At 49.8% G+C, this 18,767-nt stretch carries 15 protein-coding genes and 1 pseudogene; 13 read left to right on the plus strand and 3 right to left on the minus strand.

Annotated features, from left to right (window positions below):
* Positions 1 to 378, plus strand: a 378-nt coding sequence (locus tag AC6R1O_RS11700; protein ID WP_500657084.1) for a GGDEF domain-containing protein, incomplete at its 5' end; no start/stop codon positions are given.
* 64 nt (positions 379 to 442) lie between these two features.
* Here the strand turns inward: AC6R1O_RS11700 and AC6R1O_RS11705 are convergent.
* Positions 443 to 2,302, minus strand: coding sequence for an ABC transporter ATP-binding protein (locus AC6R1O_RS11705; RefSeq protein ID WP_500633144.1), 1,860 nt, complete (start codon positions 2,300 to 2,302; stop codon positions 443 to 445).
* Between the two features lie 278 nt (positions 2,303 to 2,580).
* On the opposite strand from AC6R1O_RS11705, the gene AC6R1O_RS11710 reads away from it, so the two are divergent.
* Both AC6R1O_RS11710 and AC6R1O_RS11715 read left to right on the plus strand, forming a co-directional pair.
* The gene (locus AC6R1O_RS11710; protein ID WP_500657085.1) at positions 2,581 to 3,570 is read left to right on the plus strand and encodes an arginine deiminase-related protein; all 990 of its coding nucleotides are present in this window, start codon (positions 2,581 to 2,583) and stop codon (positions 3,568 to 3,570) included.
* A gap of 105 nt (positions 3,571 to 3,675) precedes the next feature.
* Complete coding sequence (locus tag AC6R1O_RS11715) at positions 3,676 to 3,993, plus strand: ArsR/SmtB family transcription factor (RefSeq protein WP_487902487.1); 318 nt, start codon at positions 3,676 to 3,678, stop codon at positions 3,991 to 3,993.
* Between the two features lie 35 nt (positions 3,994 to 4,028).
* Here AC6R1O_RS11715 and kdgR read toward each other — a convergent pair whose 3' ends face one another.
* Positions 4,029 to 4,814: a DNA-binding transcriptional regulator KdgR gene (gene kdgR / locus AC6R1O_RS11720; protein WP_487902488.1), complete on the minus strand. Its 786-nt coding sequence runs from the start codon at positions 4,812 to 4,814 to the stop codon at positions 4,029 to 4,031.
* 256 nt (positions 4,815 to 5,070) lie between these two features.
* On the opposite strand from kdgR, the gene kduD reads away from it, so the two are divergent.
* From kduD to AC6R1O_RS11770, 10 genes and pseudogenes are all read left to right on the plus strand, one after another.
* A complete protein-coding gene (gene kduD / locus AC6R1O_RS11725; RefSeq protein ID WP_500627913.1) occupies positions 5,071 to 5,832 on the plus strand; it encodes a 2-dehydro-3-deoxy-D-gluconate 5-dehydrogenase KduD in 762 nt (253 codons plus the stop codon).
* Between the two features lie 52 nt (positions 5,833 to 5,884).
* Positions 5,885 to 6,445 (plus strand): YgjV family protein, encoded by a 561-nt coding sequence (locus AC6R1O_RS11730; RefSeq protein WP_500637385.1) that lies wholly within the window; start codon positions 5,885 to 5,887, stop codon positions 6,443 to 6,445.
* On the plus strand, positions 6,415 to 6,735 hold the full coding sequence (locus AC6R1O_RS11735; protein ID WP_487902490.1) for a cupin domain-containing protein: 321 nt from the start codon (positions 6,415 to 6,417) through the stop codon (positions 6,733 to 6,735). The genes AC6R1O_RS11730 and AC6R1O_RS11735 overlap by 31 nt, the downstream gene beginning before the upstream one ends.
* A 40-nt stretch (positions 6,736 to 6,775) precedes the next feature.
* Positions 6,776 to 7,411: an RpiB/LacA/LacB family sugar-phosphate isomerase gene (locus tag AC6R1O_RS11740; protein WP_334553081.1), complete on the plus strand. Its 636-nt coding sequence runs from the start codon at positions 6,776 to 6,778 to the stop codon at positions 7,409 to 7,411.
* A gap of 253 nt (positions 7,412 to 7,664) precedes the next feature.
* Positions 7,665 to 9,882 (plus strand): annotated as a pseudogene (locus AC6R1O_RS11745) (right-handed parallel beta-helix repeat-containing protein).
* A 244-nt stretch (positions 9,883 to 10,126) separates the two neighbouring features.
* Positions 10,127 to 11,893 (plus strand): sodium:solute symporter family transporter, encoded by a 1,767-nt coding sequence (locus AC6R1O_RS11750; protein WP_500627916.1) that lies wholly within the window; start codon positions 10,127 to 10,129, stop codon positions 11,891 to 11,893.
* A gap of 71 nt (positions 11,894 to 11,964) precedes the next feature.
* Positions 11,965 to 13,131 (plus strand): oligogalacturonate lyase family protein, encoded by a 1,167-nt coding sequence (locus AC6R1O_RS11755; protein ID WP_500630995.1) that lies wholly within the window; start codon positions 11,965 to 11,967, stop codon positions 13,129 to 13,131.
* Between the two features lie 121 nt (positions 13,132 to 13,252).
* Entirely contained in the window at positions 13,253 to 14,686 is a 1,434-nt protein-coding gene (uxaC, locus tag AC6R1O_RS11760) for a glucuronate isomerase (RefSeq protein ID WP_500633142.1), read from the plus strand.
* A complete protein-coding gene (locus AC6R1O_RS11765) occupies positions 14,683 to 16,677 on the plus strand; it encodes a heparinase II/III domain-containing protein (protein ID WP_500633141.1) in 1,995 nt (664 codons plus the stop codon). Before uxaC ends, AC6R1O_RS11765 begins: the two co-directional genes overlap by 4 nt.
* 179 nt (positions 16,678 to 16,856) lie before the next feature.
* Entirely contained in the window at positions 16,857 to 17,246 is a 390-nt protein-coding gene (locus tag AC6R1O_RS11770) for an MAPEG family protein (protein ID WP_500630998.1), read from the plus strand.
* A gap of 36 nt (positions 17,247 to 17,282) precedes the next feature.
* On the opposite strand, the gene AC6R1O_RS11775 is transcribed toward AC6R1O_RS11770, so the two are convergent.
* The gene (locus tag AC6R1O_RS11775; protein ID WP_500657086.1) at positions 17,283 to 18,305 is read right to left on the minus strand and encodes an acyltransferase; all 1,023 of its coding nucleotides are present in this window, start codon (positions 18,303 to 18,305) and stop codon (positions 17,283 to 17,285) included.
* Between the last annotated feature and the right edge of the window lie 462 nt (positions 18,306 to 18,767).

Consider the following 18,767-nt stretch of genomic DNA (forward strand, 5'->3'; position numbering starts at 1 on the left):
CTCTCCTTGGCCTATTTTGATCTCGATAACTTTAAGCACATCAACGATACCCACGGTCACAGTGCCGGGGATGCGCTACTCAAAGCGTTTGCTGCGACGATGCGAGACTCCTTTCGTGAGTCCGATGTGTTTGCTCGTATTGGCGGTGATGAGTTTGTTGTGTTGATGTCTGGCGCGTCAGAGCCGGTTGCGGCTGTGGTGATAGAGCGGTTTAAGCAGGCAATAGAGGCGTACAATCAACGCAGCGGTCATGCCTATGCAATAGAGTTTAGCGTGGGCATTACCTCTGCCAGCTCCAACGCTAAACTGTCGATACAAGAGCTTGTCGAACTGGCCGACAAGCGCATGTATCAAGATAAGCAATCCAAATCCCGTTAAAGACAAATCTCGTAAAAGATAAGGTCCGCTAGGGAATAACTCGCAAAGAGAATCAATGAGCGAGTTATTTCGATGAGGCCTCATCAAGCGTCTCATTATCGCCAATAAAACCGCCGGTTTGATGTGCCCACAACTGCGAGTAGATCCCTCCGGCACTGATCAGCTCTTGGTGGGTGCCTTGCTCGACGACTTGACCTTGGTCGAGGACGATAAGGCGATCCATCGCAGCGATGGTCGAGAGTCGGTGCGCAATAGCGATGACGGTTTTTCCTTCCATCAGCTCATTCAAACTCTCTTGAATCGCCGCTTCGACTTCCGAATCGAGTGCTGAGGTGGCTTCATCTAAAATCAGTAATGGCGCGTCTTTTAACAGTACGCGAGAAATAGCGATACGCTGACGTTGCCCGCCAGACAGTTTCACCCCTCGCTCACCGACTTGCGCGTCGTAACCCGTATTGCCAAAAGGGTCACTCAGGGTTTCAATAAACTCATGCGCGTGCGCCTGTTGAGTGGCACGTAACAGCGCTTCCTCGCTGGCTTCAGGGTTGCCGTAAACGATGTTGTCACGAATAGAGCGATGCAGCAGGGAGGTGTCTTGCGTCACCATACCGATGTTACTGCGCAGCGAGTCTTGGGTTACCGCATTGATCGCTTGGCCATCAATGGTGATTTGGCCACTTTCGACATCATGAAAACGCAGCAGAAGGTTCACTAGGGTGGATTTTCCTGCGCCAGAGCGGCCCACCAGACCCACTTTTTCACCCGGTTTTATGGTCAGATTAAGGTGAGAGATCACTCCTTTAGTTTTATCACCATAGTGAAAGCTCACGTTATCAAACTTGATTTCGCCATCAGTGACATTGAGCGCTTTGGCGTTGGGCGCATCTTGGATATCCACCGGTTTTGAGAGGGTTTTCATCCCATCCACCACGGTGCCCATGTTTTCAAACAGCGCGCCCACTTCCCACATGATCCACATCGACATACCGTTAATGCGCAGCGCGAGGGCAATGGCGATGGCGATGGCCCCGACGCTGACGGCATCGTTCATCCACAGTACGATTGAGAGCGTACTGATAGTAAAGACCAACACATAGTTGGTGATTTCTACCGCAACATTGAATCCTGTGACTAAGCGCATTTGGTGATAGACGGTATCCAAAAAGCCGCGCATCCCAGTTTCGGCGTAGTCGGTTTCCCGCTGACTGTGGGAGAACAATTTGACGGTGGCGATATTGGTGTAACTGTCGACGATGCGTCCTGTCATGGTGGAACGCGCATCGGCTTGGTGTGACGCGATATCTTTCAGCTTTGGCACAAAATAGAGCTGAATCCCCACGTAGCAGCATAACCAAATCAGCATCGGGATCATCAAGCGCCAGTCTGCCTGAGCGAGGAGCACGACGATGGAGGTAAAATAGACCGCGACATAAACAAACACGTTCATGGTTTTCATCACGGTTTCGCGCACCGCAAGGGACGTTTGCATGACTTTGGTTGCCACTCGGCCGGCAAAGTCATCTTGATAGAAGGTCAGGCTTTGTTTGAGTAAATAGCGATGAGCTAGCCAGCGGATAGCCATAGGGTAGTTACCCAGCAGTGACTGGTGGATGACCAAAGAGTGCGCCAAGATCAGCAATGGCATGATGATAAGAAGCAGCGCCGCGTAAAACAGTAACTGCGTTTGGTTCTCTTGCCAGAATGTCGCAGGGTCGCTATGCGTCAACCAGTCGACGAGATTGCCCATTGCACCAAACAGCGACACCTCTACCACCGCGACGATCATTGACAGAATTGACATGAGCAGCAGTGGCTTTTCAAAACCTCGGGTGTAGTGGCGGCAAAAGGCCCAAATGCCCATTGGCGGCTGGTCTGGCTCTTGACGTGGAAAAGGGTGTGTCCACTGCTCAAACTTGTTAAACATGCGTGTTTCCTAAAGGCAAAAATGGCTCAATATGAAAGGATACGCAATGGTAACGCGTTAGTAATCAGAATGTAACCAGTGCGATATTCTTATTTGTGCATATTATTCATGCTGAAACTCTGAGTTGCGCTGGTGGCAGTAACATTTGCTGCATTGAAAAGTATATTCAGAAAATATTACTGATTTACACTCGTTGTACTGCGTGATTTCAGTGATTTTTTGTTTAACATTATGTCTACAATTGGCTTTATCAAGTGGAAAAATGCGAGTTGGTCATCATGTTGGAACAGCAATCTGTAGTGAATTCCTTAGCGAATAACGACATGTTACAGGCACAGAACGCGAACTGCGTTGTGATGGTGCCACCGAAAGAGTTTGCTTTTAACGCGCAAACCGCCAAAGACAATGAATTTCAGCATGTCATTCAGGCTGAAACGAGCGCGATTCGCCGCAAGGCGATGGCGGAGTTTAACGCTATGGTGTCGAAGCTGTGTGCTGCGGGCGTTCAGGTGATTGAGTTTGACTACCCCACCTCTGAGATAGAGACGCCAGATGCGGTCTTTCCCAATAACTGGTTCAGCACCACAGCTGAGGGCACGCTCTATACCTTCCCAATGGCTTGCCAAAATCGCCAACAGGAAGTAAGACCCAAAGCGCTGGTCGATGCGCTGCAAGCTGCGGGAAGAAGCGTGACTCAACAAGATAGCTTGGTGAGCTACCTTGAGCATGGCGCGCACCTTGAAAGCACGGGTGTCATGGTGATGGATCACATCAATCGCACCATTTATGCGGCATTGTCGCAGCGCTGTGATCGTGAAGTGTTGGAGGATTACGCGGAGCGTATTGGTTACCCTAAAGTGGTGTCATTTCAAACCGCGTTGCCGTCAGGCAACCCTATCTATCACACCAATGTGATGATGGCGATTGGTGAAGGCTTTTGCGTCATCTGTGATGAAGTGATCCCTGAGTTCGAGCGCCGTTTTGTTTTGAAATCCTTGGCAAAAGACAAACAGGTGATTTCAATCAGCTTGGAACAGATGAACCAGTTTTGTGGCAACCTTCTTCAGCTTGAAACCATCAATGGTGACAAGGTGATTGCCATGTCGCAATCGGCCTATCAGGCGTTTGAGCCCGCGCAATTGGCGCAACTCTCTAGCCACGGTAAGGTGCTGGCGTTTGATGTTTCGACCATCGAATCCATCGGTGGCGGCAGCGTACGCTGCATGCTGGGTGAGGTCTTCTTACCTACCCGCAGTCGAGCACTGTAGTGCTAGTCGCGATTTCAGTCATAAGGCAGCGTTCGCTGCCTTTTTTGCGATTGCAAATACGCAATAGTTCCACAATAATGGAAATGTTTTTCTGTGGAGTGAATTATGGAACTGGAATCGGTTGCCAAAGCGCTAAAAGAATTGGGCCATCCAACTCGATTGGCGATATACAAAACCATCGTTAAGGCGGGTTATCAAGGGGTGGCTGTGGGCGCAATTCAGGAGCGGTTATCTGTTCCGGGCTCTACTTTGTCTCATCACATCTCTAGCTTGGTATCGGCGGGATTGCTCAGCCAACGCCGAGAAGGGCGCACTTTGTATTGCGTTGCGGAGTATGAATGTTTGGATCAGGTGATCCGCTTTTTGCGTGCCGAGTGTTGCAGTGACGAACGCTGCGATCAAAAACGCCCACAGGATGTGTAAATCGAGTGGGCGTTGTTCGTTATCTGTAGCGGGAACTATTTCACAGGGTAGCCGTTAAAACCCAACTTCTCAGAAATATTGCGGCCGGCATTGTGTAGCAGCTCAATGTAGTAAGACATGCGCTTTTCATCAAAACGAATGGTCGGGAACGAAATCGAAACGCCAGCGATGACCGTGCCGAAACGGTCGTAGATTGGCGCAGCGATACAGCGCAGACCTGGCTCTTGCTCTTCGTTATCTTGACCAAAATGCAGTTCACGCACTTTTTTAAGCTCAGATAAGAGCTGATCAACATTTTCGTGTGTGCGTTCTGTGTGTTTAACAAACTCCACATTTGCCAGAATATCGCGTACGAAGCTCTCATCACGCTCCGCCAGCAATACCTTACCAATCGCAGTACTGTAGAGAGGGTTACGACGACCGACGCGTGATTGCATGCGTAGGTTGTAGTTGGAGTCTATTTTGTGAATGTAGATGATGCCGTCTTCGTCAAGGGCACCTAAGTGCAGCGCTTCATTGGTTTGCTGCGAGATGTACTTCATCTCTTTATCGGCCAGTTCAATCAGATCGACGTATTCGAGTGATTTCGCGCCGAGCTCAAACATCTTCAGGGTGAGGGAGTATTTATCCGCTTCACCTTCTTGTGCCACATAGCCTAACGTTTTCATGGTTTGCAGGAATCGGTACGTTGTCGCTTTCGACATCATCAGACGCTGTGATAGCTCTGAAACACCAATTTCCTTTTGCTCGCCCAATGCTTGAAGAATGTTGAATACCTTGAGAACCGAGGATACGGCTTCAGGTTGGGTGTTCTTTTCCATCTCTTTACCCTAGTTATATTTGTCTAGGGGTGATTATACCTATGAGACGATGAGTCGCCAGATTATTTTCAAAAAACGTTTTTAAAATTTTGAAACCGCGCAGCTATTTGTCATACAAAAAGACGATCTAGGTCATGCTTTTTGAAAGTCTGTTTTAAAAATAATTGAAATGCGGTTTTAAAAATTGCTATATTAGCGTCACAGGATGGCGAGCCATCGTAATGAACGTTAATTTGACAGCTTTTGAGGAATAAACATGATTCTTAATTCATTTAACCTAGAAGGTAAGGTTGCTATCGTAACGGGTTGTGACACTGGCCTTGGTCAAGGTATGGCACTAGGTCTTGCAGCAGCAGGCTGTAAAGTTGTTGGTGTTAACTACGTTGAACCAACTGAAACCATCGAAAAAATGAATGCAGCAGGTTACACGTTCCTAGATGTTCGCGCTAACCTACTAAAACAAGACGATATCCCAAGCATCATCGACAGCGCTGTGACTGAATTCGGTAAAGTGGATATCCTAGTAAACAACGCAGGTATCATCCGTCGTGAAGATGCGATCGACTTCTCAGAGCAAAACTGGGATGACGTGATGAACATCAACTCGAAAACGGTTTACTTCATGTCTCAAGCAGTCGCGCGTCAGTTTATTGCTCAAGGCACTGGCGGTAAGATCATCAACATCGCTTCTATGCTTTCTTTCCAAGGCGGCATCCGTGTACCTTCTTACACTGCATCTAAGAGTGCGGTTATGGGTATCACTCGCGCAATGGCAAACGAATGGGCTCGTCACAACATCAACGTGAACGCAATCGCACCGGGTTACATGGCGACAAACAACACAGCAGCACTACGCGCGGATGAAGATCGCAACGCCGCTATCCTAGAGCGTATCCCTGCTGACCGTTGGGGCACGCCAGAGGACGTTGCTGGCCCATGTGTATTCCTAGCGTCTGACGCTGCTTCTTACATCAACGGTTACACTGTTGCTGTAGACGGTGGTTGGTTAGCTCGCTAATTAGCAATCTAGCGCCTAACCTTGGTTAGGCGCTGAAAAATGAGTAGATCGCGTGGAACAAAACACGATTGCACAAATTCTTGGATTCTTAAGCTTTTTCTTAGGGGTATGTACCTTTTATCAGAAAGACGATAAGAAGCTGAAGATTTTGATGTTGGTTTTTCATTTAAACCATCTACTGCATTTTTTCTTGCTTGGCTCTTTAGTATCGGTGGTCAGTTCAGTGCTTTCAGCGCTTCGAACGGCCACCGCTATTTACGTTTCATCGAAAAGAGTCGCAGCAATCTTCATCGCCATAAGTATGGCCAGTGGTTTCTATATTATGGAATCGCCACAGGACATCTGGCCAATTTTGGGCACTGTCATCGGGACATTCTCGGTGTTTGTCCTCAAGGGCGTGGCGATGAGAATCGGTTTTTTGGTCGGGGCGTTATGCTGGCTGGCCAATAATTTCATCATAGGATCGATGGGTGGAACGCTGCTGGAAATGACGCTGATCAGCGTTAACTTAATGACCACAGCAAAATTGCTCAGAGAGCAAAAGAAAGTGAAGCTTGTCGATAACGAAGAGAAAGAAGACCCATGTTCGTATACAACAAAGACATCCAACTAGAAGACCTAGGTGACGGTATCTCACGTAAAGTGCTTGCGCACAGTGACAACATGATGGCCGTTGAAGTGCACTTTGAAAAAGGTGCTGTTGGTTCAATGCACAACCACCCACATGAGCAGTTGACTTACGTACTGTCTGGTAAGTTCGAATTCACTATTGGCGATGAGAAGAAAATCGTTGAAGCGGGCGACACCATGTACAAAGAGCCAAACATCGAGCACGGTTGTGTGTGTCTAGAAGCGGGTGTGTTGATTGATAACTTCACGCCAATGCGCAAAGATTTCGTATAAGTTTTAAAATTAGTTACGCGGTTCGCCGCAGGAGAATCCAATGAAAATTGCACTAACTATGGAAAACAGCCAAGCACCTAAAAACGCTATGGTTGCTGCTGAGCTAAACACGGTTGCTGGTGGTCTAGGTCACGAAGTATTCAACGTAGGTATGACTGACGAAAACGATCATCACCTAACGTATATCCACCTAGGTATCCAAGCGAGCATCCTACTGAACTCTAAAGCAGTGGATTTCATCGTAACGGGTTGTGGTACTGGTCAAGGCGCACTAATGGCAAGCAACCTACACCCAGGTGTTGTTTGTGGTTACTGCCTAGAGCCATCTGACGCGTTCCTATTCAACCAAATCAACAACGGCAACGCGATTTCTCTAGCGTTCGCAAAAGGCTTTGGTTGGGCTGGTGAACTGAACGTTCGTTACATCTTCGAAAAAGCGTTCACAGGCGCTCGTGGCGAAGGTTACCCAATCGAGCGTGCTGCACCTCAGCAAGCAAACGCGGCTATCCTAAACAACGTGAAAGCAGCAGTATGTAAAGACGTGGTTGAGTCTCTACGTGCGATTGACCAAGATCTTGTTAAGCAAGCAGTGGGCAGCGCGCAGTTCCAAGAGTGTTTCTTCTCTAACTGCCAAGTGCCAGAAATCGCAGAATACGTGAAGTCTCTAATCGACTAATCACAGATTGCTAAGGGAAGAGGAGAGCCTTTGAGCTCTACCATTCCCAGCGAATCTAGCTAAATAAGCACCCAGATGAATGGGTGCTTTTTTTATGTCTTTTGGCCACTGATAAGTAGTGTTTGTATAAAAATGAAACGCCGTTTCTAAGATCGCATTTTATTGGTTTTTTGCTTCTCACCCCTCTCTAGAACGAGTAAAGTGTGCGCCAGAAGCCCCAAATCAAAACAATGTTTCAATATTGGTGAATAAAATGAGAAAACAGACTCTTGCCCTGTGCGTTGCCATGGCGTTGGCACCACAAGCGATTGCGAGTGAACTGACTGCTGACCAACTGGTTTGGAAAGCGGCGACCTTTGGTCAGTCGACAGACTTGAACTTTGGTTCGACTATCCTGCCTGAGAAGGTCGGCGTCAACCAAGTAACAGTTAACGGCGAGTTGGTTCAACCGGGCCCAGTCGCTGACCAATTTACGGTGGAAAGCCGTGAGGGCAAACTGGCGAACTCGCATGAAGGGATCACTTTCTACTACACGGAAATTCCAACCGATTACAATTTCACCCTGACTGCTGACATCGAACTTGAACAATTAGGCCCAGAGACGGGCGCAACACCTAACCGCCAGGAAGGCGCAGGCATCATGGTTCGTGACATTGTAGGCGCAGAGCGTCTGATGCCACAACCAGAGGGCCACGAAGAGTTCCCTTCGGCGTCAAACATGGTGATGAACCTCATGAGCTCACACACGCGCACCAACGATGGTATGACCAACATCAACGCGTCTTTCCGTGAAGGTGTTTACCAACCTTGGGGCACTGCAGGTAACCGCCTGAGCCGCGTGGATTACGTGGAAGGCGTGCCTTACGTGAGCAAAGATGCGTACCGCATGAGCCTGACTCGTACCAACGAAGGCTTCAAAGTGGGCTACCAAAACGGTCATATCTCAGAAGAGTATGACGTGAAAGGTGCCAATGCGAATATTCTTGAAATGCAAAATGGCGAGAGCCAATTTGTCGGTTTCTTTGCTTCACGTAATGCGAAGATTCACGTTAGCAACGTTGAGCTCGCACTTTCTCCTGCGCAAAACATTGATGCGCCAGCCTACCAAGCCAAGCAAGTGGCGACGCGTTTAGAAGTGGCGTCTTCACCACGTACAGTCAGCGACGTTTACCCAGTGCAAGCGCGTGCGAACTACACTGGCCAATTTGAGCTAGCGCAAGCGGGCAAAGTGATTACGTCTGCGAAAGTCGAAGCGGGTCAGCTGTTCAACCACACGGTAAAACTGGCTGCGGCGAACACTGAATTCACGTTGACGTACACGCCCATCGCTAGAAGCAATGACTGAAACCTTCACAGTCGCTAAGCAAGCGCTCACTAACGCAGAGCAGATTGTTGTTGCGCCAAACGGCAAAGCGAACGGCGAGGGCACTCAAGCGTCACCATTGGATCTGGCAAGCGCAGTTGAGCTGCTTCCAGCAGGTGGCACCATTACGCTGCTACCGGGTGACTACCAAGAGATCACTCTGCCAATCACGGTCAGCGGTACCGCTGAGAAAATGAAGTACCTCACTGCGCCAGAAGGCAAAGTTCGCTTTGTGGGTGATTTTAACCATGACGCGAGCCACTGGCACGTAGAAGGCATTGAAGTGGCGGGTGCGCGTTTGATTGTTCACGGCAGCCACAACACGTTTGAGAAAGTCGTGACGCACAGCGCGCCAGACATCGGTTTCCAAATCACCTCACCAGAGAACATTGGTCGCGCGCTATGGGCGAGCTACAACACAGTGATCGACAGTGAAAGTTACAACAACATGGATTCATCACAAATCAACGCGGACGGCTTTGCTGCGAAAATGCGTATCGGTGATGGCAACTCCTTCATCCGTTGTCTCTCTCACCACAACATCGATGACGGTTGGGATCTGTTCAACAAGGTTGAAGATGGCCCGAATGGTGCCGTGACCATTGTCGATTCTATCGCGTTCAACAATGGTCGTACCCTTGATGTGCCAAACAAAGGCGGCACCATCGGTAACGGCTTCAAGTTGGGTGGTGAAGGTATCCCTGTTCCACACGTCGTGAAGAACAGCTTGTCGTTCAACAACAACATGGACGGCTTTACGGACAACTTTAACCCAGGTGCGATCACGCTGAGCAACAACCTAGCGATTGATAACAAGCGCTTCAACTACTTGTTCCGCAAGAGCCCATACTCAGACAGCATCAAGCAAGGCGAGTTTACTGGCAACATATCTTACCGTTTCCAAACTGAAAGCCGCTATGACGATGTGGTTAACAGTGACTTCTCTGCTGACAACCTGTTCATCCAAGATGGCGTAACGAAAAACGCAGCGGGTGAAGCGGTCGATATGGCCGCACTGGCTGAGATGCGTCGCCTAAGCGTGGTGGATACTCAGCAAGCGATACCAGGCATGGCTGAAGCGCTTGAGCTGAAAAAACTCATGCAATAAGCCACATTTTTGACTGAATAAGGGGCATCGCCGCCCCTTTTGTCTTACCTTTGACATCAAGTGATGACGTTTTAACCGTTATTGATAAATAAAAAACTTAATTAGCGTCGGATAGCTAGTGATCTAGATCATGTTTGACGCGATTATTTTGTTTATGAACCGATGTTTCGATTTTGGTCACGGAACTAAACGTAATACAAAACTACAATACACTTAAATTAAAACAGTGTTTCGAGGTTCTGCTATGGAATTTGATTATCTTGTCATCGTGGGCTATTTCGGCCTAATGGTGGCGATCAGTTTGCTATTCAAAAAGATGGCGAGCAACAGCACCAGTGACTACTTCCGCGGGGGCGGTAAAATGTTGTGGTGGATGGTAGGTGCAACGGCGTTTATGACGCAGTTCTCTGCTTGGACGTTCACAGGCGCAGCCGGTAAAGCCTTCAATGATGGTTTTGCGGTACTGGGCGTATTCTTCGGTAACATCATGGCGTACGTCGTGGCTTACCTCTACTTTGCTAAGCGTTTCCGCCAAATGCGTGTCGACACCCCAACGGAAGGTATTCGTCGTCGTTTTGGTAACACCAACGAGCAGTTCTTCACTTGGGTTATCATCCCTCTTAGTGTGATCAACGGCGGTGTATGGCTAAACGGTCTGAGCGTATTCGCTTCAGCGGTATTTGACGCTGACATCATCACCACTATCTGGGCAACCGGTATTGCGGTTCTGATCATCTCTCTATTGAGTGGTGCTTGGGGCGTAGTGGCATCGGACTTCATTCAAACCTTGGTTATCGCGATCATTTCGATTGCGTGTGCAATCGTGGCGCTGGTTTACATCGGTGGCCCAGGTGAGATCATTACTGAGTTCCCATCAGGCTTCTTCATTGGTCCTGACATGAACTACCCACTGATGACGATCTGTGTGTTCCTGTTCTTTGTGGTGAAACAGCTGCAAAGTATCAACAACATGCAAGACTCTTACCGTTTCCTAAACGCAAAAGACTCAAACAACGCAACCAAAGCGGCGTTAATGGCAGGCGCAATGATGCTTGCAGGTGCGGTGATTTGGTTCATCCCACCTTGGGTAACTGCGATTGTGTTCCCAGATGCAGCGGCTCAGTACCCAGCACTTGGCGCGAAAGCCAGCGATGCGGTTTACCTAGTCTTTGCTCGTGAAATCATGCCTGTGGGTACTGTTGGTCTGCTGATGGCGGGTCTATTTGCTGCGACCATGTCTTCAATGGACTCAGCACTAAACCGTAACTCAGGTATCTTTGTCCGCAGCTTCTACGCAACGATCGTTCGTAAAGGTAAAGCGTCTGACAAAGAACTATTACGCGCGGGTCAGCTAGTGTGTGTCGCGAACGGCCTAATGGTTATCATGATGGCGCAGTTCTTCACATCTCTAAAAGAACTCAGCCTATTTGACCTAATGATGCAAGTGTCTACCTTGCTACAAGGTCCAATTCTTGTTCCTCTATTCTTCGGTATGATTATCCGTAGAACGCCAAAATGGGCACCGTGGGCAACCGTAGTATTCGGTGGTTTGGTCTCTTGGTCTGTGATCAACGTGTTCACACCACAAGTGGTTGGCGGCTGGTTCGGCATGACGGATCTAACAGGGCGTGAAATCTCTGAGATGCGTACGATGATCACTATCGCAGCGCACCTATTCCTAACCGCGGGCTTCTTCTGGGCAACCACCTTGTTCTACAAAGAAGAGACAGACACGCAGTTGGCGGAAACTGAGAAGTTCTTCAACGATGTGGAAACTGAAGTGGTCGCGTCTGAAGGTCAAGACATCGTTGACCGCATGCAGCGCAACAAGCTAGGTACATTGGTTATCTACATGGCGGGTGGCTTGAGCTTGATGGTATTGATTCCAAACCCACTGTGGGGACGCTTCGTGTTCGCCTGTTGTGCGGCCGCTATATTCGCCGTGGGTTATGCACTGAAGAAGAGTGCTCAGGTTGGTGATGAAAAAAAGCTCACTGAGCAAACCAACTAATCACGTTTAAATCATGATTGGCCACCTCCTCGGAGGTGGCTATACCAATTAAGAATTTAGGAGAATTTAAAATGGCCAAAGGTAATGTGATTCAACTGGGCTTTGAAACCTTCGTTGATAGCGATACCCAAGTGAAGGTAACGCGTCTGACACCGACTGATGTGATTTGTCACCGTAACTACTTCTACCAGAAATGCTTCACCAAGGATGGCTCAAAGCTCCTATTTGCTGGCGATTTTGACGGCAACCGCAACTACTACCTATTGGACTTAAAAACTCAGCAAGCGACTCAGCTGACAGAAGGTGCGGGCGATAATACATTCGGCGGTTTCATCTCTGACGACGACCGCTCTTTCTTCTACGTGAAAAACGAACTCAACCTGATGAAGGTTGACCTCGAAACACTAAACGAAACTGTCGTTTACACCGTTGATGAAGAGTGGAAAGGCTACGGCACTTGGGTAGCAAACTCAGAGTGCACTAAGTTGGTGGGCATTGAGATCCTTAAAGCGGATTGGCAACCACTGACTTCTTGGGAAAAATTCGCTGAGTTTTACCACACCAACCCAACTTGTCGCTTAATCAAAGTGGACATCGAAACGGGTGAGTTGGACGTAGTTCACCAAGATAACGCATGGCTAGGCCACCCAATCTACCGTCCATTTGACGACTCAACCGTTGGCTTCTGTCACGAAGGTCCACACGATCTGGTTGACGCACGTATGTGGCTAGTGAACGAAGATGGCTCAAACGTTCGTAAGATCAAAGAGCATGAAGAAGGCGAATCTTGCACGCACGAATTCTGGATTCCAGATGGCAGCGCAATGGCTTACGTGTCTTACTTCAAAGGTCAAACGGATCGCGTGATCTACAAAGCGAACCCAGAAACGCTTGAGAATGAAGAAGTGATGGTGATGCCACCATGTTCTCACCTAATGAGTAACTTCGACGGTTCTTTGATGGTGGGTGACGGCTGTGATGCGCCGGTGGATGTGGCAGACGCAGAAAGCTACAACATCGAGAACGACCCGTTCCTATACATCATGAACACCAAGAATAAGAGCTTTGCGAAACTGGCTAAGCACAGTACCTCTTGGGACGTGCTAGACGGTGATCGTCAGATCACTCACCCACACCCATCGTTCACACCAAACGACGATGGCGTACTGTTCACCAGTGACTTTGAAGGTGTGCCTGCAATCTACATCGCAGACCTACCAGAAGAGTACAAGAACTGATTCTGACTGACGAATCCAAGGCCAGCCGCCGATCGGTTGGCCTTTTCGTTGCTTTCACCCCACTCGCACACGCGGCTGGGGGGATGCCATAACTTAAGGCTCAATACTTAAGGCTGGTTCAATGAACAATCACTATATTCACGACAATTTTCTCCTCAACTCGACACTCGCTCAGCACCTCTATCACAACTACGCCGCGCCCATGCCCATTATTGATTATCATAATCACTTGGAAGCGCAGGACATCTTAGACAACACCCCCATTCAAAACTTGGCCGAAGCTTGGCTGCACAGCGATCACTATGTGTGGCGTGGGATGCGCAGCAACGGCGTGGATGAGCACTTTATTACCGGTGCGGCGAGTGATGCTGAGAAATTTGCCAAGTGGTGCGAGTCTGTGCCGTACTTGCTCGGTAACCCGCTCTACCAATGGTCGCATCTTGAGTTAAAGCGCTTTTTTGAGTGTGATTTGCTGATAAACCCTGACAACGAGCAAGCGATTTGGCAACATTGCCAACAGCGACTGGCGACTCAGCCGTTGACCACCCGCGAGGTGCTGACCTCGCTCAAGGTTAAAACGCTCTGTACTACCGACTCTCCGCTGAGCGATTTAAGCGCGCACGCCGCGCTCAAGCAATCTGATTTTTCCGTACAAGTGCTGCCGACGTTTCGCGCCGATGAGCTGCTGGCGTTCGATACCCCTGCTGCGCTGCAGACGGTGACGGGGAAATTGGCGGCGCTGACGGGTAATCTAATCGAACACTGGGATGACTACCTTGCTGCCATTGACGCGCGCATAGAGACTTTCCACGCGCTCGGCTGCCGCTTGTCTGATCTCGGCTTAACGCAGGTGGTGTATACACCATGCACGCCAGAAGAGGCCAAAGCAGCCTTCTCGACGCTGCTCAGTGGACAAGCACTGAGCGAGTCTGAACAAGTGGCGCTGCGCACTCGTCTGTTTATTGAGCTTGGCCGACGTTATCACCACTATGGCTGGAGCATGCAACTGCACATCGGCGTGTTGGTCAACGTCAATCAAAGGCGCAAACAGGCGCTGGGTGGTGGCACCGGGTTTAGCGTCATCAACGATTTGTCGATTGCTCAGCCATTGGCGCAGTTGCTCAGTGCGCTTGATGAAAGTGCCGAGCTGCCCAATACCGTGCTCTACAATCTCAACCCTAACCACAACGCGGTGCTGAGCTGCATGGCTGGCGCTTTCCAAGACAGCGATCGCGCCGCAGGTAAAATCCAGTTCGGTGCGGCGTGGTGGTTCAACGATCACAAAGATGGCATGGTGGCGCAACTGACGACGCTGAAAAACCTCGGCGCATTAGGGCGATTTGTCGGCATGTTGACCGACTCACGCAATGTGCTCTCTTTCAGCCGCCACGAATATTTCCGCCGCGTATTGTGCGATCTGTTGGCGAAGTGGGTCAGCGAGGGTGAGCTTCCTTACGATGAGTCACTGCTCAAAACTACGATTGAAAACATTTGCTATTACAACGCCAAGCGCTATTTCGGCTTCTCAACGACTCAGCTGGAGACGTCTTCATGATTCAATTTTCTCACTCTGACATGGGCCTCATCCGCGAGCGCGCCACCCCTAAGGTGATTGAGGCGCTCAAATCCAATAATCAGATTGTGCTCGAGAACGATATCCTCGTGCCGTGCGATGGCCGCGCAACGTGGAACCTCTACTACTACTGCCCAGAGCACGGTGTGCGTTTGACGTGGGATCGCGACAAGCCGCTCTCACACTGCTGCCCAGTGGACGGCAAAGAGTTTACCGGCGAACCCTATGATGGCGCATGGTGGCGCTGGATGAACGGTCTGAACGCCAAAGCGTGTTACGACCTTGGCTTGCTGTGGCAGATCACCAAAGAGCCGCTCTACCTTGAGAAAGTCACGGCGATTTTGCTTGAATACGCCAAGTACTACCCAGATTACGAAATTCACGGCGGTATTCCGTACAACGGGCCAGGCAAAGCCAACGCGCAAACCCTGTGTGAGGCCAACTGCCATATTGATATGGCGCGAGGTTATGATTTCATCCGTGAAGCGCTCAGCGCAGAGCAACAAGCGGTAATTGAGACGCGCCTGTTGCGTGAAGGGGCCGAGTTCCTGATGGAATACCGCACTCCGCAGTTGCACAACCATGAGATGAAAATCAACGCCACCGTGGGTGTGATTGGTCTGATTCTCGATGATTCGCGTTACCTCGATTTCGCGCTCAATACCGATTACGGCCTGCACTATCAGCTCAATCATGGCTGTTTGGGTGAGGGAATGTGGTTTGAAGGCTCGATTCACTACCACTACTACGCGCTGCAAGCGTTAATGAATTTTGAGAAGATCGCGTGCAACACGCCCTATTCGGTCGCCTCAAACCCGAATTACCTCAAGTTGCTGACTTTCCCGCTCAGTTTGGTGATGAACACCGGCGCCTTCCCGCGTCTTAATGACTGTATCGCAGGGCAAGAGCAGCTTACCCATGCGCACATTTTTGAGTTTGCTTACCGACAAACCCCATGTGAGCCGTTTGCACGCATGCTCAGCAGCATCTACCAAAACATAGAGCGCGATAACATTGATGCGCTGCTTTATGGCGTAGACACCTTACCGGAGGCGACGCCGCTTGCCTGCCACACGGTACACGCCAAAGAGGCTGGGATCAGCTTGGTGTACGATGACAAACAAGACAACGCCTTGCTACTTAAACACGCGCCCTATGGCGGTGAGCACGATCACTATGACCGCCTTGGCATGGTCTTAACCCGCGCAGGCAAAGAGATTCTGCCAGATCTTGGCACCACAGGTTACGGCGCTGAGCTGCACTACGGCTACTACAAAAACAGCGCGACGCACAACACCTTAGTCGTGAACCAGAAAAACCAGTCTCCTATCAACCCGACCTTGCTGGCCTATCAGCAGAGCGATGCACTGACGGTGATTGATACGCAAGTCGATTGGTCTAAGCCGCCAGCGCAAGTCGATAGCCACACGCTGGAGCATTGGGACAGCAAAGCGTACCAAGATGTGCGTTTTCGTCGTACCTTACTCTGGCTAGGCGATGCAGCGATCGAGCTTAACCGCATCGAGAACCCGCACCAACAGCACCTAGACTTGACCTATCACGTGCGCGGAAAACACCAGTTGGCTCAACGTGGTGAGGCCATCGACAATCCACTTGAAGGCCCATTAGCCCGCATGACAGACACCCAGTGGTTGGCAGAACAGAGCGGCTTAACGCTACGTTATGAGATTGAAGATCAGCCGACATTCAGTCAATTCATCGCCAGCGACACGCCGCTAGGCTTGCTCACGGGCTACGCCCCAGATAACCCAGCCACCAGTGATTTGGCCTACAGTGTGCTCAGAAGCCAAGCGACATTGTGTCAGGTTACGGTACTGCACGATTTGTCTTTAGACGGGCGCTACCAAGGGCTTAATGTTGAGTGGCAAGCGGAGCAAGTGGTCGTGCGTTACCAACGTGATGGGCATTGGCATGAGCTGCGTTATGACTGGACTCAGTGTCAGGTGGTATAAGCAAGCATCGCACACGCATGTCATCGTCATGTGCACTTAACGTGCATACTAACGTGACAGCCACCCTAGATCGGTGATGTGAAAAAGGCAGCGTTCATTGGGCGCTGCCTTTTGTTTCGGCTGGCATAATCCATCGTTCCCCATTATGTTAGAGATGACATCAATCAAGGAGACACACTATGGTAACGGCGCTATACGCGGTGATATTAGCCGGATTATTGATTTCGCTTGCGTGGCAAGTGATCAAACAACGACGCGCAGAGCTCATAAAATACGCTGACGGCGGCGTCGAAGCGCTGGTTTTAGCTCGCAGCGCACACAGCAATGCGGTTGACTATATTCCGATCACTCTGATTTTAATGGCCTTGGCGGAATACAACGGTGTGCATGTCGGCTTTATTCATTTGGCGGGGATTGCGTTTGTGATTGGGCGAGTGCTGCACGCGAAAGCGATTTTATCCGATACGCTAAAGCACCGTATCACTGGAATGAAATTGACCTTCTTCGTCATGGCCGCGCTGATGGTGTTAAACCTCATCGCGCTGCCGTACTCGAAACTGCTCGGATAGATAATAAGAGCGCCGCGTATCAGCGGCGCTTGAGTATCAACGGAACAACCAAGTATTGAGTTTGGTGCCATCCACGGCTTTCACCAGTAGAAACGTCAAAGTGAGTGTACCCACAAAGATACTGGCATCTCGCATCAACCCCTCTAATTCCAACGCCCCGGCGATGTTGAACATCACTATCATCATCGGTAAATGCGCGACGTAAACCGGCAACACGTAGCGGGCGAGCCCCGTCAGCCAATGACCTTGGCCGAGCGAAGGCTTGGTCAATAACCAGAGAAAACAGCCCGTTCCCCACAGCGCCGTGCCAAACAGAAAATCATTGGTGTTGAAAGGCTGGTCATAAAACGACAATCCGTACGCTTCAGCGAAATGAACCAACATCCCCAGCGCCGCCATCGTCAGTGCCTGTGCACTGCTCACGCGCCATTGTTGACGGCGAATCACGATGCCCAATGCGAACAGGAGCGTTGAGAAAAATGGTCCGTTACGGGTGAAAAACGGCGACCACAGATCCGTTACCCCTTGATAGCTGCCTGCCAAAACGCCGTGGACATACAGTAGCAACGCTAACGGAATCAACCACTGGGATTGGGAAAGGTGCGCCAACCCTGACGCAATCGCCGCCGCTAACACCAACGCCGGGATAAACCACAAGTGCACCAGTCCGCCTTCAAGCAAGGTATTAAGCGGTGTAGAGAGTAAAAACTGCCAGTAGCCCATGCGATCGGCCAAGTACCCTTGTTTCATCACCACATTGAGGTTAAACGGCATCACAAGACAAATCACACTCCACACAACAAAAAGGCGCAGTAGCGGTGCGCTGTAGGCTTTGAGCGTCGCGATGGGGTTGGCGTCCAGTTTAGGGGCAATCAAATACCCCGAAATCAAAAAGAACAGCGGCACAGCAAAGCGTGTCGCCTGATTGAAAATGTACCCAAACCATGGGGTGCCATCCGATAGCCAGTAGGAGAGAAATGGCTGCCCATGCATAGCAACAATCGCGATGATCGCCACCACACGGCCAAGTTCGATACTCTGGATTTTTTCTTTCCGCATGATAATTATCATTGTTAGCAACAGACCCCTAGGTATATCAGCTCACCGCGCAGGCAAGGCGGGGTGAAATCAAGGAGTCGGGCAGGAAGGATGGGCTGTGTGTTGTTTTTGTGGGGGAGTTCAAATGTTTGGTTGGTATGGCAGTAGCGTGACTCATTTTTGCCCCAAGACGTGTTTAGAGCGCATGAAACCAACATGAGATGCCTGTACTCTTACCAGAGTACTAGCGGCATAAGTTTCATAATTTCTGTTGCGCTGCGCTTACAAACCGATAAGAACGTAAATCGATATCTACTTAGCCATCTTTACATGCCTTTACATCACATGACGTTATCTTACTTATATTAGTATGTTCTTAAGTAGTGAAACAAAGAGAAGGAAAACGTCATAAAAATCAAAAGCACAATAATCGCGTTACTCGGTATCGTTATTGCCTTCGGAGCAATGGCTGGTGGAATGAAT

Source organism: Vibrio sp. R11-SG3-ISO3-SZ, assembly GCF_059834345.1.

Coding starts and splice junctions, on each gene's coding strand:
- AC6R1O_RS11705 (WP_500633144.1), bottom strand. CDS start 2,302: ATGTTTAACAAGTTTGAGCAGTGGACACACCCTTTTCCACGTCAAGAG.
- AC6R1O_RS11710 (WP_500657085.1), top strand. CDS start 2,581: ATGTTGGAACAGCAATCTGTAGTGAATTCCTTAGCGAATAACGACATG.
- AC6R1O_RS11715 (WP_487902487.1), top strand. CDS start 3,676: ATGGAACTGGAATCGGTTGCCAAAGCGCTAAAAGAATTGGGCCATCCA.
- kdgR (WP_487902488.1), bottom strand. CDS start 4,814: ATGGAAAAGAACACCCAACCTGAAGCCGTATCCTCGGTTCTCAAGGTA.
- kduD (WP_500627913.1), top strand. CDS start 5,071: ATGATTCTTAATTCATTTAACCTAGAAGGTAAGGTTGCTATCGTAACG.
- AC6R1O_RS11735 (WP_487902490.1), top strand. CDS start 6,415: ATGTTCGTATACAACAAAGACATCCAACTAGAAGACCTAGGTGACGGT.
- AC6R1O_RS11740 (WP_334553081.1), top strand. CDS start 6,776: ATGAAAATTGCACTAACTATGGAAAACAGCCAAGCACCTAAAAACGCT.
- AC6R1O_RS11750 (WP_500627916.1), top strand. CDS start 10,127: ATGGAATTTGATTATCTTGTCATCGTGGGCTATTTCGGCCTAATGGTG.
- AC6R1O_RS11755 (WP_500630995.1), top strand. CDS start 11,965: ATGGCCAAAGGTAATGTGATTCAACTGGGCTTTGAAACCTTCGTTGAT.
- uxaC (WP_500633142.1), top strand. CDS start 13,253: ATGAACAATCACTATATTCACGACAATTTTCTCCTCAACTCGACACTC.
- AC6R1O_RS11765 (WP_500633141.1), top strand. CDS start 14,683: ATGATTCAATTTTCTCACTCTGACATGGGCCTCATCCGCGAGCGCGCC.
- AC6R1O_RS11770 (WP_500630998.1), top strand. CDS start 16,857: ATGGTAACGGCGCTATACGCGGTGATATTAGCCGGATTATTGATTTCG.
- AC6R1O_RS11775 (WP_500657086.1), bottom strand. CDS start 18,305: ATGCGGAAAGAAAAAATCCAGAGTATCGAACTTGGCCGTGTGGTGGCG.